Source organism: Carboxylicivirga fragile (genome assembly GCF_050589805.1).
Classification (GTDB): domain Bacteria; phylum Bacteroidota; class Bacteroidia; order Bacteroidales; family Marinilabiliaceae; genus Carboxylicivirga; species Carboxylicivirga fragile.
Genome location: NZ_JBNGOY010000074.1, coordinates 1 through 19,317 on the forward strand (window position 1 = coordinate 1; position 19,317 = coordinate 19,317).

Annotated in this window: 15 protein-coding genes; 8 read left to right on the forward strand and 7 right to left on the reverse strand. The window is 37.5% G+C overall.

What is annotated here, in order from left to right; translation table 11 throughout:
* Nucleotides 1–230: 230 nt before the first annotated feature.
* Nucleotides 231–1,442, reverse strand: a complete 1,212-nt coding sequence (locus ACRD7B_RS21450) for a CapA family protein (protein ID WP_430826716.1) — start codon at nt 1,440–1,442, stop codon at nt 231–233.
* Nucleotides 1,443–1,678: 236 nt separating this feature from the next.
* Between ACRD7B_RS21450 and ACRD7B_RS21455 the strand changes: the two genes are divergently transcribed.
* The 5 genes from ACRD7B_RS21455 to ACRD7B_RS21475 all read left to right on the forward strand — a co-directional run bounded on the left by ACRD7B_RS21455 (nt 1,679) and on the right by ACRD7B_RS21475 (nt 6,503).
* Nucleotides 1,679–2,020: a MerR family transcriptional regulator gene (locus tag ACRD7B_RS21455; RefSeq protein ID WP_430826717.1), complete on the forward strand. Its 342-nt coding sequence runs from the start codon at nt 1,679–1,681 to the stop codon at nt 2,018–2,020.
* A gap of 1 nt (nt 2,021) precedes the next feature.
* Nucleotides 2,022–3,119: a Nif3-like dinuclear metal center hexameric protein gene (locus tag ACRD7B_RS21460; protein ID WP_430826718.1), complete on the forward strand. Its 1,098-nt coding sequence runs from the start codon at nt 2,022–2,024 to the stop codon at nt 3,117–3,119.
* 4 nt (nt 3,120–3,123) lie between these two features.
* Complete coding sequence (locus ACRD7B_RS21465) at nt 3,124–3,891, forward strand: zinc ribbon domain-containing protein (RefSeq protein ID WP_430826719.1); 768 nt, start codon at nt 3,124–3,126, stop codon at nt 3,889–3,891.
* 69 nt (nt 3,892–3,960) lie between these two features.
* A complete protein-coding gene (locus ACRD7B_RS21470) occupies nt 3,961–5,379 on the forward strand; it encodes a YfgM family protein (RefSeq protein ID WP_430826720.1) in 1,419 nt (472 codons plus the stop codon).
* Between the two features lie 221 nt (nt 5,380–5,600).
* Nucleotides 5,601–6,503 carry a T9SS type A sorting domain-containing protein gene (locus ACRD7B_RS21475; RefSeq protein WP_430826721.1) on the forward strand — a complete coding sequence of 301 codons (903 nt, stop codon included), beginning with the start codon at nt 5,601–5,603 and terminating at the stop codon, nt 6,501–6,503.
* Between the two features lie 104 nt (nt 6,504–6,607).
* On the opposite strand, the gene ACRD7B_RS21480 is transcribed toward ACRD7B_RS21475, so the two are convergent.
* From ACRD7B_RS21480 to ACRD7B_RS21500, 5 genes are all read right to left on the reverse strand, one after another.
* Nucleotides 6,608–7,282, reverse strand: coding sequence for a hypothetical protein (locus ACRD7B_RS21480; protein ID WP_430826722.1), 675 nt, complete (start codon nt 7,280–7,282; stop codon nt 6,608–6,610).
* 641 nt (nt 7,283–7,923) lie between these two features.
* A complete protein-coding gene (gene hutU / locus ACRD7B_RS21485; RefSeq protein ID WP_430826723.1) occupies nt 7,924–9,933 on the reverse strand; it encodes a urocanate hydratase in 2,010 nt (669 codons plus the stop codon).
* Nucleotides 9,934–10,081: 148 nt separating this feature from the next.
* Entirely contained in the window at nt 10,082–10,720 is a 639-nt protein-coding gene (locus ACRD7B_RS21490; RefSeq protein WP_430826724.1) for a DUF4294 domain-containing protein, read from the reverse strand.
* Nucleotides 10,721–10,883: 163 nt separating this feature from the next.
* Nucleotides 10,884–13,691, reverse strand: a complete 2,808-nt coding sequence (locus ACRD7B_RS21495; protein WP_430826725.1) for a M16 family metallopeptidase — start codon at nt 13,689–13,691, stop codon at nt 10,884–10,886.
* A 129-nt stretch (nt 13,692–13,820) separates the two neighbouring features.
* Nucleotides 13,821–14,495, reverse strand: coding sequence for a DUF2490 domain-containing protein (locus ACRD7B_RS21500; RefSeq protein WP_430826726.1), 675 nt, complete (start codon nt 14,493–14,495; stop codon nt 13,821–13,823).
* 171 nt (nt 14,496–14,666) lie between these two features.
* On the opposite strand from ACRD7B_RS21500, the gene ACRD7B_RS21505 reads away from it, so the two are divergent.
* Nucleotides 14,667–15,890: an NAD(P)/FAD-dependent oxidoreductase gene (locus ACRD7B_RS21505; RefSeq protein ID WP_430826727.1), complete on the forward strand. Its 1,224-nt coding sequence runs from the start codon at nt 14,667–14,669 to the stop codon at nt 15,888–15,890.
* Nucleotides 15,891–16,002: 112 nt separating this feature from the next.
* Nucleotides 16,003–17,265 carry an arginine deiminase gene (locus tag ACRD7B_RS21510; RefSeq protein ID WP_430826728.1) on the forward strand — a complete coding sequence of 421 codons (1,263 nt, stop codon included), beginning with the start codon at nt 16,003–16,005 and terminating at the stop codon, nt 17,263–17,265.
* Nucleotides 17,266–17,338: 73 nt separating this feature from the next.
* On the opposite strand, the gene sucC is transcribed toward ACRD7B_RS21510, so the two are convergent.
* Nucleotides 17,339–18,529, reverse strand: a complete 1,191-nt coding sequence (sucC, locus tag ACRD7B_RS21515) for an ADP-forming succinate--CoA ligase subunit beta (RefSeq protein ID WP_430826729.1) — start codon at nt 18,527–18,529, stop codon at nt 17,339–17,341.
* Nucleotides 18,530–18,696: 167 nt separating this feature from the next.
* On the opposite strand from sucC, the gene ACRD7B_RS21520 reads away from it, so the two are divergent.
* On the forward strand, nt 18,697–19,227 hold the full coding sequence (locus tag ACRD7B_RS21520) for an RNA methyltransferase (protein WP_430826730.1): 531 nt from the start codon (nt 18,697–18,699) through the stop codon (nt 19,225–19,227).
* The last annotated feature ends 90 nt before the right edge of the window (nt 19,228–19,317 follow it).

The following is a 19,317-nucleotide window of genomic DNA, read 5'->3' on the forward strand; positions in this document are numbered from 1 at the left end:
AAACGATTGATAAAAAAATCAATCTGTGCTTTTGTATCGGCATTAACCATTGTAATTAGCAAAATGATTTATCAATCATTTTGGAATACAATTGGAATAAAACACGACAAACTGATCACTATAAACAAGTCACGGTTATCTCATCTCGGCAAGCTCGATGATCAGTTAGTGACTGAGCTTGCAAAGGTAATTTGGCGAAGTCGAGTTAGAGAACCGTTTCTTATCCAACCCTATTTGCTTTTCCGCCTTTTTCTTTTAATATCTTTCTCATTGATTACCCCGTTTAATAGAATGAGTTCAATTTTCTCTAGTTTGCTAGGAGTTTTAATTATGTTGGAGAATAGAGCAAATCCATTTGACCTTAACGGCTTTTCAAATGGCATGTAAAAGTCACCATCGTCATCTATAATTAAGCGATGGTTTAATTCAGGAAAATCGATACGTGTTATATCACGCATTTTATAAATAACATGGTTACTTGGGTCGGGAAAAGTACCTGCACCTTTAATTTGCCTGAAGGGGTGGATTTTACCCTTTTGAAAACGGCCTTCGTCATCAGTCCATATTTGCACAACAGGTGTAAGGCCATTGGCTCCACTTAAATTAAAGCGGCTATAGGTGCAAAAATTGCCCAGACTGTAAGCTATAAATCGCTCCTTGTATATTTCAATAGATCGTGGCACGTGTGGCCCATGCCCAAAAATTAGGTCGGCGCCAGCATCAATCATGGCATGGGCAAATTCGTAAACATTACCACGGTTTTCACCATAGAAGGTTTCTGTTTCCCGGTTAACGTGTTGGTGTGCTTTGCCTTCGGCGCCACCATGAAACGAAACGATAACATAATCACATTGAGCTTCTAGTTCTTTTACGATTCGTATGGCATTGGGCAAGTCATTAATTTGTACTGTTCCTGTATTTGGAGCAAATCCACAAAGACCTATCTTTTTGCCATTGTATTCGAGTATATCACTTGGTTTGTCAATTAAGCCCGCATATGGTAATTGCAGACTGTCGAGCAGGTGCTTGGTCATTTTTAATCCGGCAGGGCCAAAGTCGCGCATGTGATTATTGGCCAGATTAATTAAGTTGAAACCTACTTTTTTTAAAACAGGAGCATAACTTGTTGGTGTTTTAAAGGCATAACATTTTGTGGTATCCTTACAGCGTTTAAAGACAGCTCCTTCATCTAAGAATGCACCTTCGAGGTTGCCAAATACGATGTCGGCTTCTTCAAATACGGGCTGCACCTCCTTGATTAATGGCCATGGGTCATTATTTGGCGGTAAGTATTGAGGAGAGGGAAAGTGGGTGCCTAGCATCATATCACCAACACCGATAAATGATAGGCCTTCCGAGTTGCATTTTAAAGAGTCTTGAGCTTTAATGTTTGTTAGGTGGATTAATAATCCAATACTTATGAGGAGTAATAGTTTCGGCATTTTCTTGATTTTTTTCAAAGTTAATCAATTTGCCAATTCAGAGATGTGATAATTGTTTAATTTGAAAATTAGCTAATGCGCTATGCAAAAAGCTATAAGCTGGTAGCTACTGGCTAGAAGCTAAAATCATTAATCCTTAATCATTAACCCATCATCATTATTTAATCTCTAATCCCTATTTTGGCTTTTAAGCAAATTACTGTTAATATTGTATATCGTATTATAAAACCATCAAAATGCCCTATAAAGAGCAAAAAGTCGAACGTTTATTTTATTCCATTGGTGAGGTAGCCGACATGTTTAAGGTTAATACTTCATTGATTCGTTTTTGGGAGAAAGAGTTCGATATTATTAAACCTCAAAAAAACAAAAAAGGCAACCGCCTGTTTACTCCTAAGGATGTTGAGAATTTTCACTTAATTTACCATTTGGTGAAGGAAAAGGGCATGACTTTAAAAGGTGCCCAAAAGAAGTTGAAGGAGAATAGGGAAGATACGATTAATAACTTCGAAGTAGTATCAAAACTTAAGGACATTCGTGAGTTGTTGGTAAGTGTGCTTGATAATCTGGAAGATTAGAATGACAAAAGTAAAAGAGCTTGTTAAGGAATTGGAATGCTTTGCGCCATCGGCACTAAAGGAGGATTTTGATAATGTAGGTTTATTGGTAGGCGACTCTGAGCTTGAGGTAAGTGCTGTTTTAATTACACTTGATATTACCGAAGAAGTAATCGACGAGGCCATCAATCGATCGTGTAATGTTGTGGTATCGCATCATCCTATCATGTTATCAGGTGTGAAAAGGATAACGGGAAAAAACGATACTGAACGTGTATTGTTGAAAGCCATAAAAAATGACATAGCTATATATGCCTCACATACCAATGTTGATTCGGTAATGAAAGGTGTGAGTGGGCGCATGTGTGAGAAGCTTAATCTGAAGGATTGTAAGGTTCTGGCACCTAAAAAGAACAGTTTAATTAAGTTAGTGACATTTGTGCCAACTAATAATATTGAGCAAGTTCGGTCTGCTATTTTTGAAGCAGGAGCCGGCGTGATAGGGAATTACGATTGTTGTAGTTATAGCATTAATGGAAAAGGAAGCTTTAGAGCAGGAAATGATGCTAAGCCCTTTGTTGGTAGTATCGGTCAGCTTCACGAGGAAGAAGAAGTAAGGTTGGAGACGGTTCTGCCTTCGTATATACAAGCTAAGGTGGTAAGTGCTTTAATAAAGGCTCACCCCTATGAAGAAGTGGCCTATGATGTATACCCAGTCAGCAACGAATGGCCAAGCGTTGGATTAGGCATGGTTGGAGAATTGGAAAAAGAAGAAGAGCCGCTTGAGTTTCTGAAAAAGATAAAGACTATTTTTAATGCAGGAGTGGTTCGGCACACAGAAATATTAGATAAACCAATAAAACGTGTGGCGGTGTGTGGAGGATCAGGATCTTTCTTGCTAAACAAGGCAATTGCTTCAAATGCTGATGTTTTTATCACTGGAGATTTTAAATATCATCAGTTTTTTGACGCTGAAAAGCGCATTATTATTGCAGATATTGGGCATTTTGAGAGTGAACAATTCACTAAAGAAGTTTTTTTTGAGATACTTACAAAAAAATTCTCTAATTTTGCAGTCCATTTATCAAACGTAAATAGCAATCCAGTAAATTATATATAATAGAATGGCAACAAAAAATTCTAAAGCAAAAGAGACAGAGATGACGGTAGAAGAAAGGCTTAAAGCACTTTATGACCTTCAATCTGTGGAGTCTTCGATTGATAAGATTCGTACACTTAGAGGTGAGCTTCCATTAGAGGTTCAAGATTTAGAGGACGAAATCGAAGGTCTGGACACCAGAATGGGTAACCTTGACGCGGAAATTAAGAATTTAAATGACGCCATCCTGGGTAAAAAGAACGAAATTAAGGAAGCTGGTTTGTTGATTAAGAAATATGAAGCTCAACAAAGCAACGTTCGTAATAATCGTGAGTTCGATTCTTTATCTAAAGAAATGGAGTTCCAACGTTTGGAGGTAGAATTATGCGAAAAGCGTATCAAGGAATTTACTTTCGAATTAAAAAGTAAAAAAGAAGTTGCTGATTCTTCAAGACAGCTTGTTGAGGACCGTAAAGGTGACTTGGATGCTAAGAAGAAAGAATTAGACGAAATCGTTGGTGAAACTCAGACTGAGGAAGAGCGTTTAATGAAGAAATCTGAAGAGATTGCAAAGAGTGTATCTGAGCGTCTTCAAGTGGCATTTAAACGTATTCGTAGTAATGCACGTAATGGTTTAGCAGTGGTAACTGTTGAGCGTGATGCATGTGGTGGTTGTTTTAATAAAATTCCACCTCAGCGTCAGATGGACATTGCTTCTCGCAAGAAAATCATTGTTTGTGAATATTGCGGACGAATTCTTGTTGATAGCGCCATTGGTGGTGAAGAAAAATAAATTATTTGCAATAAGATATTAAAGACAGCCGGACTTGTTCTGGCTGTTTTTGTATAAACTCATATAGTAATGCTTCGATTTGGCTTTGTAATCGCAATGACTTGCCTGGTGTTTTCTGTGTATGCACAGTCAGGTTCATATTTATCGAAGCCAGCACAGGAGCAATTAAAAGCTCTTTATACATATGAGTCGGTTGAGCTGCAAGAATTAGAATATGATGAGGCTGCCTATTTAAAAAGCTACGAATGCTTCTTGGCCTATTTAGCAAGTGAAGATAGGAGTGTTGTTGATTCATTTATGATTGCCTGCAAGCAGCTAAAAGGAAATGATTTTTTGCTTGTGAATGCTGAGATTCAGAAGGCCATTCTTTTATTATTGAGAGGAGATGAAATGTCGGGGGTGTATGCTTTTTATAGGGCACATCAACGATTTAAGCAGCTCAAACCCGAGCATAGCCCAATGGAGTATAGCCCAATGGAGTATAAAAAACTACAAGGCTTGTTTAATGTTATTTGGGCGCAAATTCCGGAGTCTTATCAGTTTTGGAGTGCATTGTTAGGGCTTCAGGGTAATGAGACAGAAGGCTTTCAGTTATTAAGGGCGTACTTGAAGGATGTTAGAAATCAGGATGCTATTTATGTTGAGGGCTTGACGCTTTATCATTTTTTATTACTTAAATTTTCCGAACCTTCAGATTCAGATGTTCAATTGATATTAGATGAAGTGCCAAGATCTGAATCTCCATTGTTTTATTTTGTAGGATCCCAGGTGTTGATGAAGGCCTATAAAGGGCACAAAGCGACGGATTTACTTGCAGGGCTTTCTGATAGGCAATTAAATGCGTTCCCTTTGTTGTATTACATCAAGGGGCGATTGTGTGTAAATCAATTGCACGAAGGTACAGTGCATAACTTCAAGCAATTTGAGACCTTTTATCGAGGTGTAAGTTTTAAGACGGACGCCCAATTACGTTTGACCTGGTATTATCATCTTAATCAACAGTATTCTAAGCGAGATTCACTTATAGCATCAGTTAATACTGAAACAAAGCAATTAACCGCCTTGGATAGACAAGCAATAAGAGAATTTGAAACAGTAAAGGATGCTCCCGCACAACTGCTTAAAGCACGTCTGTTGTTTGATTATGGTGATTTCGAACAGGCCTTGCAAATTCTGACAGATCAACAAAGTGGTCATTTAAACCTTTCTTATCAAATCGAGTACAACTATCGATTGGCACGAGTACAGCATGAGCTTAAAGCCTACGGCGAAGCCTTAAAGTTGTATTCTGAGACTATCTCATTGGCGAAACAAGATAAACGATACTTTGGACCATATGCAGCCGTTAAAGCGGCTAAAATCGCTTATTTTCAAATGGCAGACATTGATTCAGCGATTTCTTATTTAAGGCAAGCCGAAGAATTAAACAATGGCGAATATCAGTCGGCTATTAAACGCCAGATTCGTGAGCTAAGATCTTTCTTCTAATTATTATTCAGCAATTTTATTATACGCATATTACTTTATGTAAGATGCAGTATTTGTAATGTTTTCTAGATTGCAAGGGATTTAATTTTCCTATACCGACCGTACGGTTCAGAATGTATTCATAATTTGTTAAAATTAATTTTACTTTGCCTCTTACATTTTGATATAGATTTGCTTAACTTTAGTTAGATCTTTAGTTTTAAACCTATAAAAATAACATTATGAAAAGAAGTTTACTATTTATTGTTGCTGGAATGTTTATTGTAACTTTAAGTGTTGCACAAACTCAAATTTGGCAAGAGAGTTTTGAAACCGCTGATGGTTTTACTACAAATCCAGCCTCATTCACTGACGGAAGTGGTGACTATTTTACCCGAACAGATTTATCAAATGTTGGTGGACAAATTTTAATAACTGGTATTGATGGAAGCTTTTTCTTTGGAGCCATGGATACAGATGGTGAATTGCCAAATCAAGCACAAGGATTAACCGTTTCATTCCCGGCAGTTGATATTACTGGGTATACAGACCTTTCCTTTAAGGGATTATTTGCGGAAGATGCTGATGGTATTAATTTTGATTGGGATGCCAATTCTAGAGTAATTGTTCAATATTCTATTGATGGTGGTGTTTTACAGGATTTGATCTCTTTTGAAGCAACTGTAGATGCTACTAATCAATCAGCATCAGAAGATACTGATTTTGATGGAACTGGAGATGGTGTAGTTTTAACAGATGTTTTGACAGAGTTTTCTAAGACTATTTCCGGCACAGGTACTTCAATTATATTGACAGTGACTATTGATAATCTTGATGCTGGTGATGAAGATATTGCATTTGATAATTTTAGATTAGAAGGAACCTCTATTCCGGCGTCAATTGCTCCTAACAAACAAAATGTAGTTAAAATTGTACCAAATCCAATTAATAGTGAATTTGTTATAGAAACAGATAAAGAAGTAGCTGGTGTAAGTATTTTTAATGCTGTAGGGCAATTGGTTAAAGATGTGCCAGCTGTTAAAGGACAATATGTTTCAACTGCTGATTTATCAAATGGTATTTATATTCTACAGGTTAAATTTGTTGATGGTAGTATTGCCACTCAAAAAGTGATGAAGAAATAAGAATTACAGATAAGGAACGGTTCTTTCCTTAAGGTTTAAGAGAGAACCGCTCCCTTAGTTTAAAAAAATATAGTCCTCAGGCTTTAAGCTTGGGGGCTATTTTTTTAAAAGGTATCGTAAGGGTTTTTTACAGGAATAATAGAGCTATTTGGAGGTAAGCCAATGTAATTAAAATTGGCATTCTGGTTGCGGCTAATTCCAAACTCAGCATGCACCCTGAAATGATCAGAAAACTTATAACCAACAAAAGTTGATGCACCAATGTTGTTAATGTTATTGATTGGGGTATTTGAATTGTTTGGCTCAAACATGATTGTTTCCGTTCGCAGTGCTGCCCCAACATATAGTTTTTCATTGATGTTGTATGTGCCTTGAGCATAAAGCCCCAAGTGGTTAAACGTTCCACTCGTGGTTGTTGCATAGTTGGGGTAAATCCATAAAGGCATTTCATGAAAAGTGCTTCTTCCAATAACTGGTCTTAGGCTAAATTGCCATTTTTCATTGGGTATATAAAAAAGGGTAGGTGCTACATATAAGTTGGTTCCATAGCCGCCTTTAAAATTAACCGAAACACTGGTGCCAGCTTCTACATTAAAATGTAATGGCTTAATAGCTTTATCAAGTAGGTGTTGATTTCCCGGAAGTAAGAGTTGATGTAATATAGAGTCTGATGTATTGAGGAGTGTGGAATCCTTCGATCCAAAAAATGCGTTCTGTTCTTGAGCTCCGGCTTGATGTATGAAGCTTATGAATAAAATAAACAGTAGTAGTCGTCCCATGTTTTTAACTTTTTTTCCGACGAAAAGTAACAAAAACCGCACCATTATCCTGTTTTTGTGGCGATAATTATGGATGAATTTAAATTGTTGTGTAGGTGTGTTTCCTAGTAAGTGCTTGTGAGTTAGTATTATTTGTTTTTGGTAAGAATCAAATCATTTTTAATCTCCTCTGTAGTTATCGAGGCTGTTTATTTTTCTATGACTGAAATAAAGCCCAAGCTATTATGCTAGGGCAATGTAGAGTATTTTTATTGCGTCCTGAAAGGACAGCTAATTATCGTTGCCCGATAAAATGCCCCGAGGCCATGAATATTCGTTTATAACTCTTATTAAAAATGTATACTAAGTGCAGTTCACGCCATGTTCGTGCCGGACTATATTGAAATGTTGACCTGTCCTTGCAGGACGCCTAAGTCTCTTCACTTTCCTACCTAAGAATAAATCTTAGGCTGAAATTACTTAAGACTTTCAGTCTTGCAAAAAGCATGGTTATTGCCGATATAACATTAATTGAGTTTTATGAACGAAGTGAAATAAGGCGCATTTTAATGTATAATCGGTATTATATCCATTTCAATTTTATTTGAGCACAAAAAAACCGAAGCAGCACTTCGGTTTTTTTATGTCGTATAGTTTTCCGCTTACTCAAATAGTTGATTAAGCATGTTTTCGTCTGTTATGTTGGGTAAAGTTACCTTTAGCTGAGGATTGGACTTCATTGCTCTTTTAATGGCAAATACAGCCTCCTCGTTGCGAGCCCAACTTCTTCGTGAGATGCCGTTGTTTACATCCCAGAATAACATGTTATGCAGGCGTCTGTCGGCATCTTCGCTTCCATCCAATACCATTCCAAAACCACCGTTGATTACTTCTCCCCAGCCTACTCCACCACCATTGTGGATTGATACCCATGTGGCACCGCGGAATGAATCACCAATAACATTCTGAATGGCCATATCAGCTGTAAAGCTTGAGCCATCATATATGTTTGACGTTTCGCGAAATGGACTATCTGTACCTGATACATCATGGTGATCGCGACCAAGAACGATAGGAGCACTCACAGTACCGTCAGCAATAGCTTTGTTAAAAGCAGCAGCTATGCGCATACGACCTTCTGCATCAGCATATAAAATTCGTGCCTGTGAGCCAACTACCATTTTGTTTTTACCGGCCTCTTTTATCCAGCGAATATTATCAGCCATCTGTTGTTGAATCTCTTCTGGCGATTCTTTCATTAGTTCTTCTAATACTTCGGTAGCAATGCGATCAGAAGTTTCCAAGTCCTTAGGATCGTTGCTGGCACATACCCAACGGAAAGGGCCAAAACCATAATCGAAACACATAGGTCCCATGATGTCCTGCACGTATGAAGGGTATTTGAAATCACCTTTTTCATTCAAGATATCGGCACCTGCACGGCTCGATTCCAAAAGGAAGGCATTGCCATAATCGAAGAAATAGGTACCATTGGCAGTACATTTATTAATAGCTGCCACATGACGACGCAAGCTTTCCTGTACCTTCTCCTTGAAAAGCTCAGGTTGCTCAGCCATCATCTTATTTGATTCTTCAAAGGATAAACCTACCGGATAATAACCACCAGCCCATGGATTATGCAAGGAAGTTTGGTCAGATCCCATGTCAACATGAATGTTGTCTTCAGCAAATTTCTCCCAAACATCAACAATGTTGCCTTGGTAGGCGATTGAAACAACTTCCTTGGCCGCTTTTGCTTTTTCAACGCGAGCCACTAATTCGTCTAGATCAGAAATAACTTCATCTACCCAGCCTTGTGAGTGGCGTGTATGTGTAGCTTTGGCATTAACTTCAGCCGTAATACTAATAACGCCAGCAATGTTTCCAGCTTTTGGTTGAGCGCCCGACATGCCACCCAAACCAGCAGTAACAAATAATTTCCCACCCAAATCGGTTTTTCCACCAGATATTTTTCGTCCGGCATTAAGCACAGTAATGGTTGTTCCATGCACAATGCCTTGTGGACCAATGTACATGAACGAACCAGCTGTCATCTGCCCGTATTGTGTTACACCTAGCGCATTGAATTTTTCCCAGTCATCAGGTTTTGAGTAGTTAGGAATCATCATGCCGTTAGTTACAACAACACGAGGTGCATCTTTGTGTGATGGGTATAATCCCATTGGATGGCCTGAATACATAACAAGCGTTTGCTCATCATTCATCTCGGCCAAGTATTTCATGCAAAGGCGGTATTGTGCCCAGTTTTGGAAAACAGCACCGTTACCTCCGTAAGTAATTAATTCGTGTGGATGTTGAGCCACAGCATAATCCAGGTTGTTTTGGATCATTAACATGATGGCTGCTGCTTGGCGTGATTGGTGAGGAAACTCGTCTAAATGACGGGCTTTCATTTCGTAATGCGGACGCAAACGATACATGTAAATGCGACCATAGGTATTCAATTCTTCAAGAAATTCAGGAGCTAACTCGTTATGTTGCTGCTCAGGGAAATAACGTAAGGCATTTTTTAAAGCCAGTTTCTTTTCATCCTGATTAAGGATTTCCTTACGCTTGGGAGCATGATTAATGTTTTGATCATATTTTCTTGGCTCGGGAAGCTGCGATGGTATTCCTTCCAGAATGCTTGATTTGAATTGCTGTGCGTCCATATCGTATGTTTTTATCTTCAGTTCGAAATTTGTTAAGACAAATTTCGACGTTTTTTTATGAACGATTCATGACTTAGAGCAATTGATTAAGGTTCAGAGACTGATTTTGATCAATTTGGGTAATGTCTTTATGGTAGAAAAAGATTTTTTAAATTAAACCATTATCGATGAGAGTGATGATGTGTTCTATCATTTTATCTTCACCATCCTCGTCGAATTCAGCTTTAAGATTTGAGCCGAACAGGCGCGCGATGGTTTGCCAAAATACAGCAGATGCGCCTCCCTTGTATTCCTTTATAAGCTGGTAAGTAGTATTGCCTGTTTCCCGATTGATTAATTTAATAAGCAGCCTGCCTTGTGAAAAGGTTAGTTTCTTAAGTGGCTTTTCAAATTCTTGAAAGAGCTCATCTTCTTTATCATTTAAGAATTCTTTTCTGAGTTTTTTGTCTTCGATTAAAGCCAGTTCTGTATTAATGTTATTTATTTTTTTACCTGCTTTACGTGCATAGGGTAGAACAACTTTAATGTTTCGAACCAGTTTGCTGTATCTGCGCCGTTGGCGTTTGTTTTTGAATTTGTAGGGCGGTATTACAGGTATTTCTTTTAGTATTATATGAGGAATCGTATCTGATTCAATTACCTTATGATTTAGTATGATTTCTTCTGTTCGGATCGTGTCTTGCGCCTCAATACTTGCTGTATAAAGTTGTAAACCAAAAAACAACACGAAAATCTTCGTTACAAACGAAGATGAATTGAATTGTTTTTTGCTTACTAATTGAGACATGATGTGTTGCTGTATATTAAATTCGTATGAAGAAATGGAAATGATTATAAACCCAAACGATTGATAAGCATTTTGATAATAACTTCAGGTATAAAATTAGTAATAAAAAAGCGAGGTAGTCTTAAACTACCTCGCTCATCTTATTTTATTGTTGCACTAATTCTTACTTAGGAACAAAAATCAATTCCATTTTATCCGCTGATTCAAAGAACTGTTTTGCAATTTTTTGAATCTGTTTAGAATCCATGTTTTCAACTATTTGTTCATAGTTTTCAGGTAAGTTATTGTTAACTCCATGAATGTAGTAACTTTTAATCATGCTCATCCAGTAGCCATTGTTTTCTTTGCTCTCTACTCTACCTTTTAATAGGTTGCTTCTGGTTTTTTCAATGTCCTCATCCGAGGCACCTTCCTTCATTAGTTTTTCAATTTCGCGATAAACCAAAGGAATAAGATCACCAGATCTTTCAGGATCGCAATCAAAACCAATGCTAACTGTTCCTTCAGCCGTTGGGTAATGACCAAGACCTGCTCCAACGCCTACGCCATAAGTTCCACCTTCTTTTTCACGAATTTCTTCAGTGTAGCGAAGGGTTAGAATTGATTTGATAAAGCTAAATGCAATCCTGTTTTCAGGTGTATAATCTATTTCGTTATCGTAGTAAATTTTAACCGTTGCTTTGGGTTCAGTCAATTCAAGAGCAATTTGTTTTTTTGTATTACCCTCTGGGTTACTTACTTTATTGTCTACCCAATTTTCAGATCCTTCTTTACTTGAAATAGCTCCAAGATATTTAGCCGATAATTCTTTAGCAACTTCCTTTTCAATATCTCCTACAATGAAGAAAACAAAATCAGAAGCATCGTTAAAGCGCTCTTGGTAAATTTTCTGCATGCGCTCAAATGAAACGGCTTGTAAAAATTCTTCCCCAAATAACAATGTTCTTTCATGGTAATTAGAGCGAATTAGTGAAACACTATCGCCCATAGCTTTTTTAGGATCATTACCCATATTAGCAACGTATGCAAGGTTTCTCTGCATGTAAGCATCATATGCTTCCTTGTCAAAGCGCGGTTGCTCAAAGCGCAAATAGGCCAACTGCATCATGGTTTCAAAATCCTCAGGACGACAGCTTCCGCCGATGTTTTCAGACAATTCGCCTACTGCAAAGTTGACTTTAGCACTTTTCCCAGTCAAGGCTTTTCTTAGATCAGTTGCACTGAATTCACCAATGCCGAAATTTGACATGAAACTGCTCATAACACCGAGTGTTGCAAGATCGTTTACTTCGTATAGAGAAGATCCTCCCTTACTGTAGCTACTTAGTGATACACTGTTTTTGTTATAGTCGGCAAAGCGATAAACAACTTTTGTGTTATTACTTAAAGTCCACTCTACAGCGTCAAACTCAGGCAGTTCTTTCTCGGCAATAACTTTACCTTCAATGCCTAGTTTTTCAACCAATGATGAACTCACAACGGCATCTACATATGGCGCAATATCATAGGTTTGTGAAACTTCTTCAATTACTGCAAGACTTTCCTCTTTGCTTAGATGATTTATTCCTTGCTTATCAGGACCTGTGATTACAATTACTCGATTCTCTTTTGAGAAATATTTAAAGAAGAGTTGTGATACCTCTTTTGCAGTGATGCCAGGTATAGTGTTTTTAGCAAAGTTATATTCATATTCAATGCCCGGCATTGGAGAATTGGTCAAATACAAGTCTTTGAATTCCTTACAGTAACTATCGTGATTGATTTTTTCACGTGATTTGTAATAGTTTTCGTAGCCTAACAACATAGTTGTTTTGGCTCTTTCCAACTCGCCTTCGGTAAAGCCATGACGTTTGATGCGTTCTGCTTCTGTAAGTATGGTTTTAAAAGCATTGGCTTCATCATTTTCTTTGGCTGTTGCCGATAAATAGAAAAGTTGTGTTGTTCTGTTATAGCCTGAAAAGCCCATGCCACCATTAATGAATGGAGGTGTACCATTTTGCAGCAATTCTTGCATTCGAGCTGAAATCATAGAAGAGGCTAGTGATTTCATATAAGAAGTACGAAGCGTTTCGTGCGTTTTGTCTTCTGCTTTTACTTCCGGATGGCGAATGTATAAAGCTATGCTCGATTGTCCAGCTTCTTTGTCGGTTGCCAATACATAATCAGTTTCAGCTTTAGGTTCAATTTCTACATTATACCTTTCCTTAGGATTTTCTACGGCAGGAATTTTTGAGAAAAGTTCTTTTACTTTCGCTTCCATTTCATCCACATCAAAATCACCAACTATAGCAACAGCTTGAAGATCGGTGCGGTACCAATCGTGGTAGAAATTGCGTAAGGTTTGGTATTCAAATTCTTTGATCACATCTAAATCGCCAATAACATCACGTTCGCCATATTTTGAACCATTGGTCACAACTGGCGTCATTTGATTGCGGATTCTAAAGCCAGCATCTCTTCGGGTTCTCCATTCTTCTGAGATGACACCTCTTTCGGCATCAATTTCCTCTTCTTCCAACAGTAGGTAGTTCGACCAATCGTGAAGAACAAGTAGGCATGTATCCAACAATCCTTTAGGTGCAACTGGCACATTCGAAATGTTGTACACCGTTTCGTCTTGTGCTGTATAGGCATTAATGTTACGCCCAAAAGCAACACCATGGCGTTCCAAAGAGCTTATGATACCTTTCCCTGGGAAGTGTTTGGTTCCGTTGAAGGCCATGTGCTCCAAAAAGTGAGCCAAGCCATTTTGAGAATCTTCTTCAAGAATAGCTCCAACATTCTGAATGATATAGAAACTGGCACGTTCTTTTGGTTCTTGGTTGTGACGAATATAGTACGTCATTCCATTTTCAAGTACTCCGGTTCGTATTGCCGGATCGAGTGGTACAGGTGAATTTAAATCACCCTGTCCAGATACTGGACTCCAAAGCAAGCTAAGAGCCAGTAGGCTAAATAATAATTTGTACATATTGGTTAGTTTTTTAGGGAGGCAAAATAAGAATAAGCTATTCTAAATATGTAGCTTTAACAATATTTAACAGCCTGACTTTGATCAAGAACTTTATAAATATTACATAATAAATAATTGTTAATTGTTCTATTCTAGCCTAATAGTGTGCCTAAAAGAAAAATTGAAAATATGAAGTATGGCGTGTTTACTTGAACCATGAATTGAATTGTGTTCGAAAAAATAAGTAGCATCGGCGCTAAACTTGCTGTTAAACTGGTAGCCCCAGCCCATGCCGTAGCGGCCTCTTAAAAAGAAACTATCTTTTGTGTTGGAGTAAACATTGAAGTTCCACTCGGCTGAGAGTCGGTAATAAAATGCTTTGGGATGAACAGCCTTCCCATCTAATCTACCATTGTTGTAAATACGATATCTAAAACGAGAAGTGAAATTTCGTTCATCAAAATCGTTTTTGCCATAAATACGTTGCTCCAAGCGAAAACGATGTTTAATGACCGTGTTGCCAATAATTGGGTAATTAAAATGAAAGGTTTGATGCGGACGATATTCTATTGAAGTTCTGTCTTCAAAGTCAACATGATTGTACATAAACCCCAAATCTATGGCGCTACGATAAGAAAGATTCCGCTTTACACTTCCCCTGAACCCCCATCTGGTCCACACATTTGTTCCAATGCCCAGATAGGAGCCACCGTCGAAGGATGTAGAATAATAATCGTTAATAAATAAGGTTTGATGATAAATAGTTCGAAGTTCTCCGGCCTCATCAAAGTTGAATAAATCGACTTTGTTTTGAGCTCTCACATGCGTGAAGACCAAAGAAAATAAAACAGGAAGAATGAGAAATCTATATATTTTGATGAAAGTTGTCAACTCTAATAAATCTGCTTTGTTAGTTAATTACAAAGGTATAAAATAAGTCAAATTATTTTATGAATTTGTGTTAATAGAAAGACAATAAGAGATAGAATTAGAATGAAAAAGTTAAATAAATATCCGATTGTAATAATAGGTGGTAGCATTGCTGCAATTAGTTTTATTCGTACTCTTCGCCAGCAAGAGAATGATAAAAAAATACTATTAATATATGGTGAAGATCGGCTTCCCTATAAGCGTACTAAGATTAATAAAAATATGGTTCGTGGTTTTGAGAAGGATGACTTCTTAATTGCTGACAATCAGTGGTACGCCGATAATAAGGTTGATTTAATTAATGGCTGGGTAGATGCAATAGACCTTACAAATCATGTGGTTTCGACAAAAAAGGGAGCTCAGTTTGCTTATGAGAAATTGCTGTTGGCAACAGGAGCAGCTTCGGTATTGCCAAGAATAAGTGGTATTGAAATGCAAGACATTCATAAAGTGCAAAATGCTTTTGATGTCGAAAAGTTATTGCTTGAAACTAAAACGAAGCAGAGTTATCTGATTATAGGAGGTGGCGTTGAGGGAATCGAAACCGCAGATCAACTACATAGAAAGGGAAAAGATGTTACTATCGTAGGTCGGATGAAATATCCCATGCAAAAATTATTTCCGACCGAATTTATGGAAGATCTTGTAAATGGCATGCTTAAGATAGGAGTAGAAGTATATAATGGTGTTTCTATTTCTTCGATTAAAAAGGTTAATGGAATTTTTGAAACTAGGTTAAAAAATGAGACGAGGCATTTTGATGTCATTGTTGGATGTACTGGTGCAGTTCCTAATATTGTTTTGGCAAAAAATGCTGGTTTAAATACAGCAAATGGTATTGTGGTTGATGAGTGGATGCAAACATCTGATGATGATGTGTTAGCTGCCGGTGACGTGGCTCAGCATAAAAATGGAGAAGTAACTGGTTTATGGCATGCGGCAGAACATCAGGGAAAATTGGCTGCGCTTAATTTATACGAAAAAGTGGAACGGCATACTTTACCACCTTATCGTTTAAAGACTGAAGTTTTTGGTCAATTTCTGTTTTCTGCAGCTTATGAAGGGATATTTCCAGAAAAATTTGAAATAATTAAAGAAGCTGATAAAGATATTCTGCGATGGTTATATTTTAAAGATGGGGTTCTCAAATCTGTTGTTATGAGAGGTGACAAAGATCGGGCAAAGGTTTATCAGCAGGCGCTTATGGAGGCTTGGGATAAAGAAACCACTTTGAAAAAGATTCCATTACCAGTGCCAATAGTATTTAGTTTTGGAGCAGGGTTTTAAGTTCTCATTTAAAAGAAAATAGCGAAGAAGTAAACAATCATTTTTTTAATTGCAAAGGGTTTTTATTTTTGCGAGACAAAGAAGATACCAAATAATATAAACCGTTTCATCCATGATTAAAACGATCGACACAGGTGTGTACTCCGAAATTGGAGAATTGGAAGGTGTAATATTACACAAGCCTGGAAGAGAAGTTGAGAATATGACGCCTACAAATGCCGAACGCGCATTGTACAGTGATATTTTAAATTTATCTGTTGCTGTTGAGGAATACCAACAACTAGCTGGGGTATTGGGTACTGTTACTCAAACCTATCAGGTAAAAGATTTGTTGTCAGAGATATTGGAGCACTCAAAAATAAAACTGGGTTTAATTGAGAAGATCTGTACCTATGAACAGGTGCTAAATATTAAAGAGTATTTATTGGATTTGCCAGCTCCTGAATTGGCCCGACAATTAATTGAAGGAGTAACACTTCAAAAAGATTCATTGACGACTTTCTTGTCAGATGAGCGTTATGCTTTGCGTCCTTTGCATAACTTTTTCTTTACACGCGATGCCAGTGTTAGCATGTTTGATAAGGTGCTAATTTCAAAGATGGCCAATAAGGTGCGCGAACGCGAAGCTATAGTTATGGAGGCAATTTTTAACCATTCGCAGCATTTTAAAACTTCTACCGTTAATCCATTGAATTTTTACAATGTTGGTGAAGAAACTAAAATTGAAGGCGGCGATGTATTAATCGCTCGAAATGATATTTTGGTTATTGGTAACAGTGCCAGAACATCGACACAAGGGATTGATTTTATTGTCAATCAACTGAAGCAGAAAAAAGAGCGTCAATATGTTGTAGTGCAGCAATTACCAGATTCGCCTGAATCATTCATTCATTTGGATATGGTATTTACCTTACTTGATAAAGATGCGTGTATGGTATATGAGCCATTGATAATGAAGTCGAGTCGTTACAGAACTATTTTAATGACTTTGGAGAATGGTGAAGTTGTATCCATTGAAAAGAAAGATAATCTGGTTTCTTGTTTGCGTGATTTAGGAATGGATTTAAATCCGATCTGCTGTGGTGGTTCAACTGATATTTGGACACAGGAGCGTGAACAATGGCATAGTGGAGCTAATTTTTTTGCTATGGCTCCAGGTAAGGTTTTGGGTTATGCTCGAAATGTATACACCATGGAGGAGATGAATAAAAATGGTTTCGAGATACTTAAAGCCAACGATGTAATCAGTGGTAAAGTAGCTGTTGCCGATCACAAAAAATGTGTGGTTACAATCGGCGGTTCCGAATTATCTCGAGGTGGAGGAGGAGCACGTTGTATGACAATGCCTGTTCGCCGTAAGCCAGTTAAATGGTAGAAATTTAAATTACGTATATAAAAAAAAAGGGATCGTAAGCGATCCCTTTTTTGCAGTATTATATTTTTGATATTTACTTAACGATTTCTTGTACTAAGTCTGCTGCTTCCTTTAAGGTAATGGCAGAAAACACTTTTAAGCCAGAATCATCGATAATCTTTTTACCACCTTCGGCGTTGGTTCCTTGCAAGCGTACTATAATCGGCACATTTATTTCGCCTATTTTTTTGTAAGCTTCAACAACACCTTGAGCAACACGGTCGCAACGAACAATTCCGCCGAAGATATTTATGAGGATTGCTTTAACATTTGGATCATTTAAGATGATCTTTAATCCTGCTTCAACAGTTTCGGCATTAGCACCTCCTCCAACATCAAGGAAGTTAGCAGGCTCACCACCTGATAATTTAATAATATCCATGGTCGCCATTGCAAGACCAGCTCCATTTACCATACATCCAACGTTTCCATCTAATTTCACGAAGTTTAAGTTGCTTTTCGCAGCTTCTGTTTCTGATGGATCCTCTTCTTCAATATCACGCATTGCGGCGTAATCAGGGTGCTTAAATAAAGCATTGTCGTCAAGATCAACCTTGGCGTCAACAGCCAGTATTTTGTTGTCTGATGTTTTTAAAACAGGGTTGATTTCAAACATTGATGAGTCAGTCGCAACATAGGCCTTATATAAGGCGCTTACGAAGCGTGTCATCTCTTTGAAGGCATTTCCTGATAGACCAAGGTTAAAAGCAATTTTACGAGCTTGAAACGGCTGTAAGCCTAATCCAGGGTCAACCTCTTCCTTAAAGATTAATTCAGGTGTTTTGTCAGCCACTTCTTCAATGTCCATTCCACCTTCGGTAGAGTACATAATGATGTTGCGACCAGTTTGACGATTTAAGAGTACACTCATGTAGTATTCATCAGTCTCTGTTTCGCCAGGATAATAAACATCTTGAGCAATTAGAACTTTGCGAACTAATTTTCCTTGAGGTCCAGTTTGATGAGTTACAAGGTTCATGCCTAGGATGTCCTCAGATTTCGCCTGAACATCGTCTAAGCTCTTAGCTAGTTTTACGCCGCCACCTTTTCCCCGGCCACCAGCATGTATTTGAGCTTTTACAACCCACCAGCTTGTGCCTGTTTGAGCTTGCAAGTCTTTAGCTGCTAAAATAGCTTGATTTGGCGTTTCGGCAACTATGCCTTCTTGAATGGCAACACCAAACGATTTTAATATTTCTTTGCCTTGGTATTCGTGAATATTCATGTGTTAAAGGTTTTTCAAAAGTTACACATTATTTAATGATTAAGTAATTAAATAGTGTGTAAAGGGATTTAGTATTATTGTTTTATCTCATTTAATTTTTACTCTCTAAAATACAATTACTATTAAAAACAGGAATAGTGCTATTTTTGTTGTCAAAATTGCCAATAATGAGAAAATTAAAGAATAGCGAATTAAATCGTTTATCGGTTGAATCGTTCAAAAAGGCCGATAAGACACCGATTGTAGTGGTATTGGATAACATTAGAAGCTTAAATAATGTTGGGTCAGTTTTTAGAACTTCGGATGGATTAAAGGTAGAAAAGATTGTTTTGTGTGGTATTACAGCAAGTCCACCGAATAAGGAAATTCACAAAACAGCATTGGGAGCTGAAGATTCAGTTGATTGGGAATATTTTGAGAAGACCGAAGAGGCTGTAAATAAATTGAAGGAAGATAATTATACTATTTGTAGTATTGAGCAGGTAGAAAATAGTGTTTCCTTACCTGATTTTGAGCCCCAAAAGGACAAAAGATATGCCATAATACTTGGGAATGAAGTAAAGGGCGTACAGCAAAAGATAGTTGATATGAGTGATATGAGCATTGAGATACCTCAGTTTGGCACCAAGCACTCATTTAATGTTTCGGTTACGGCAGGTATTGTATTGTGGGAGCTATTCTGCAAATTATCTAAATAATACCGTTTACAAACCAAAACGATTGATAAAAAAATCAATCTGTGCTTTTGTATCGGCATTAACCATTGTAATTAGCAAAATGATTTATCA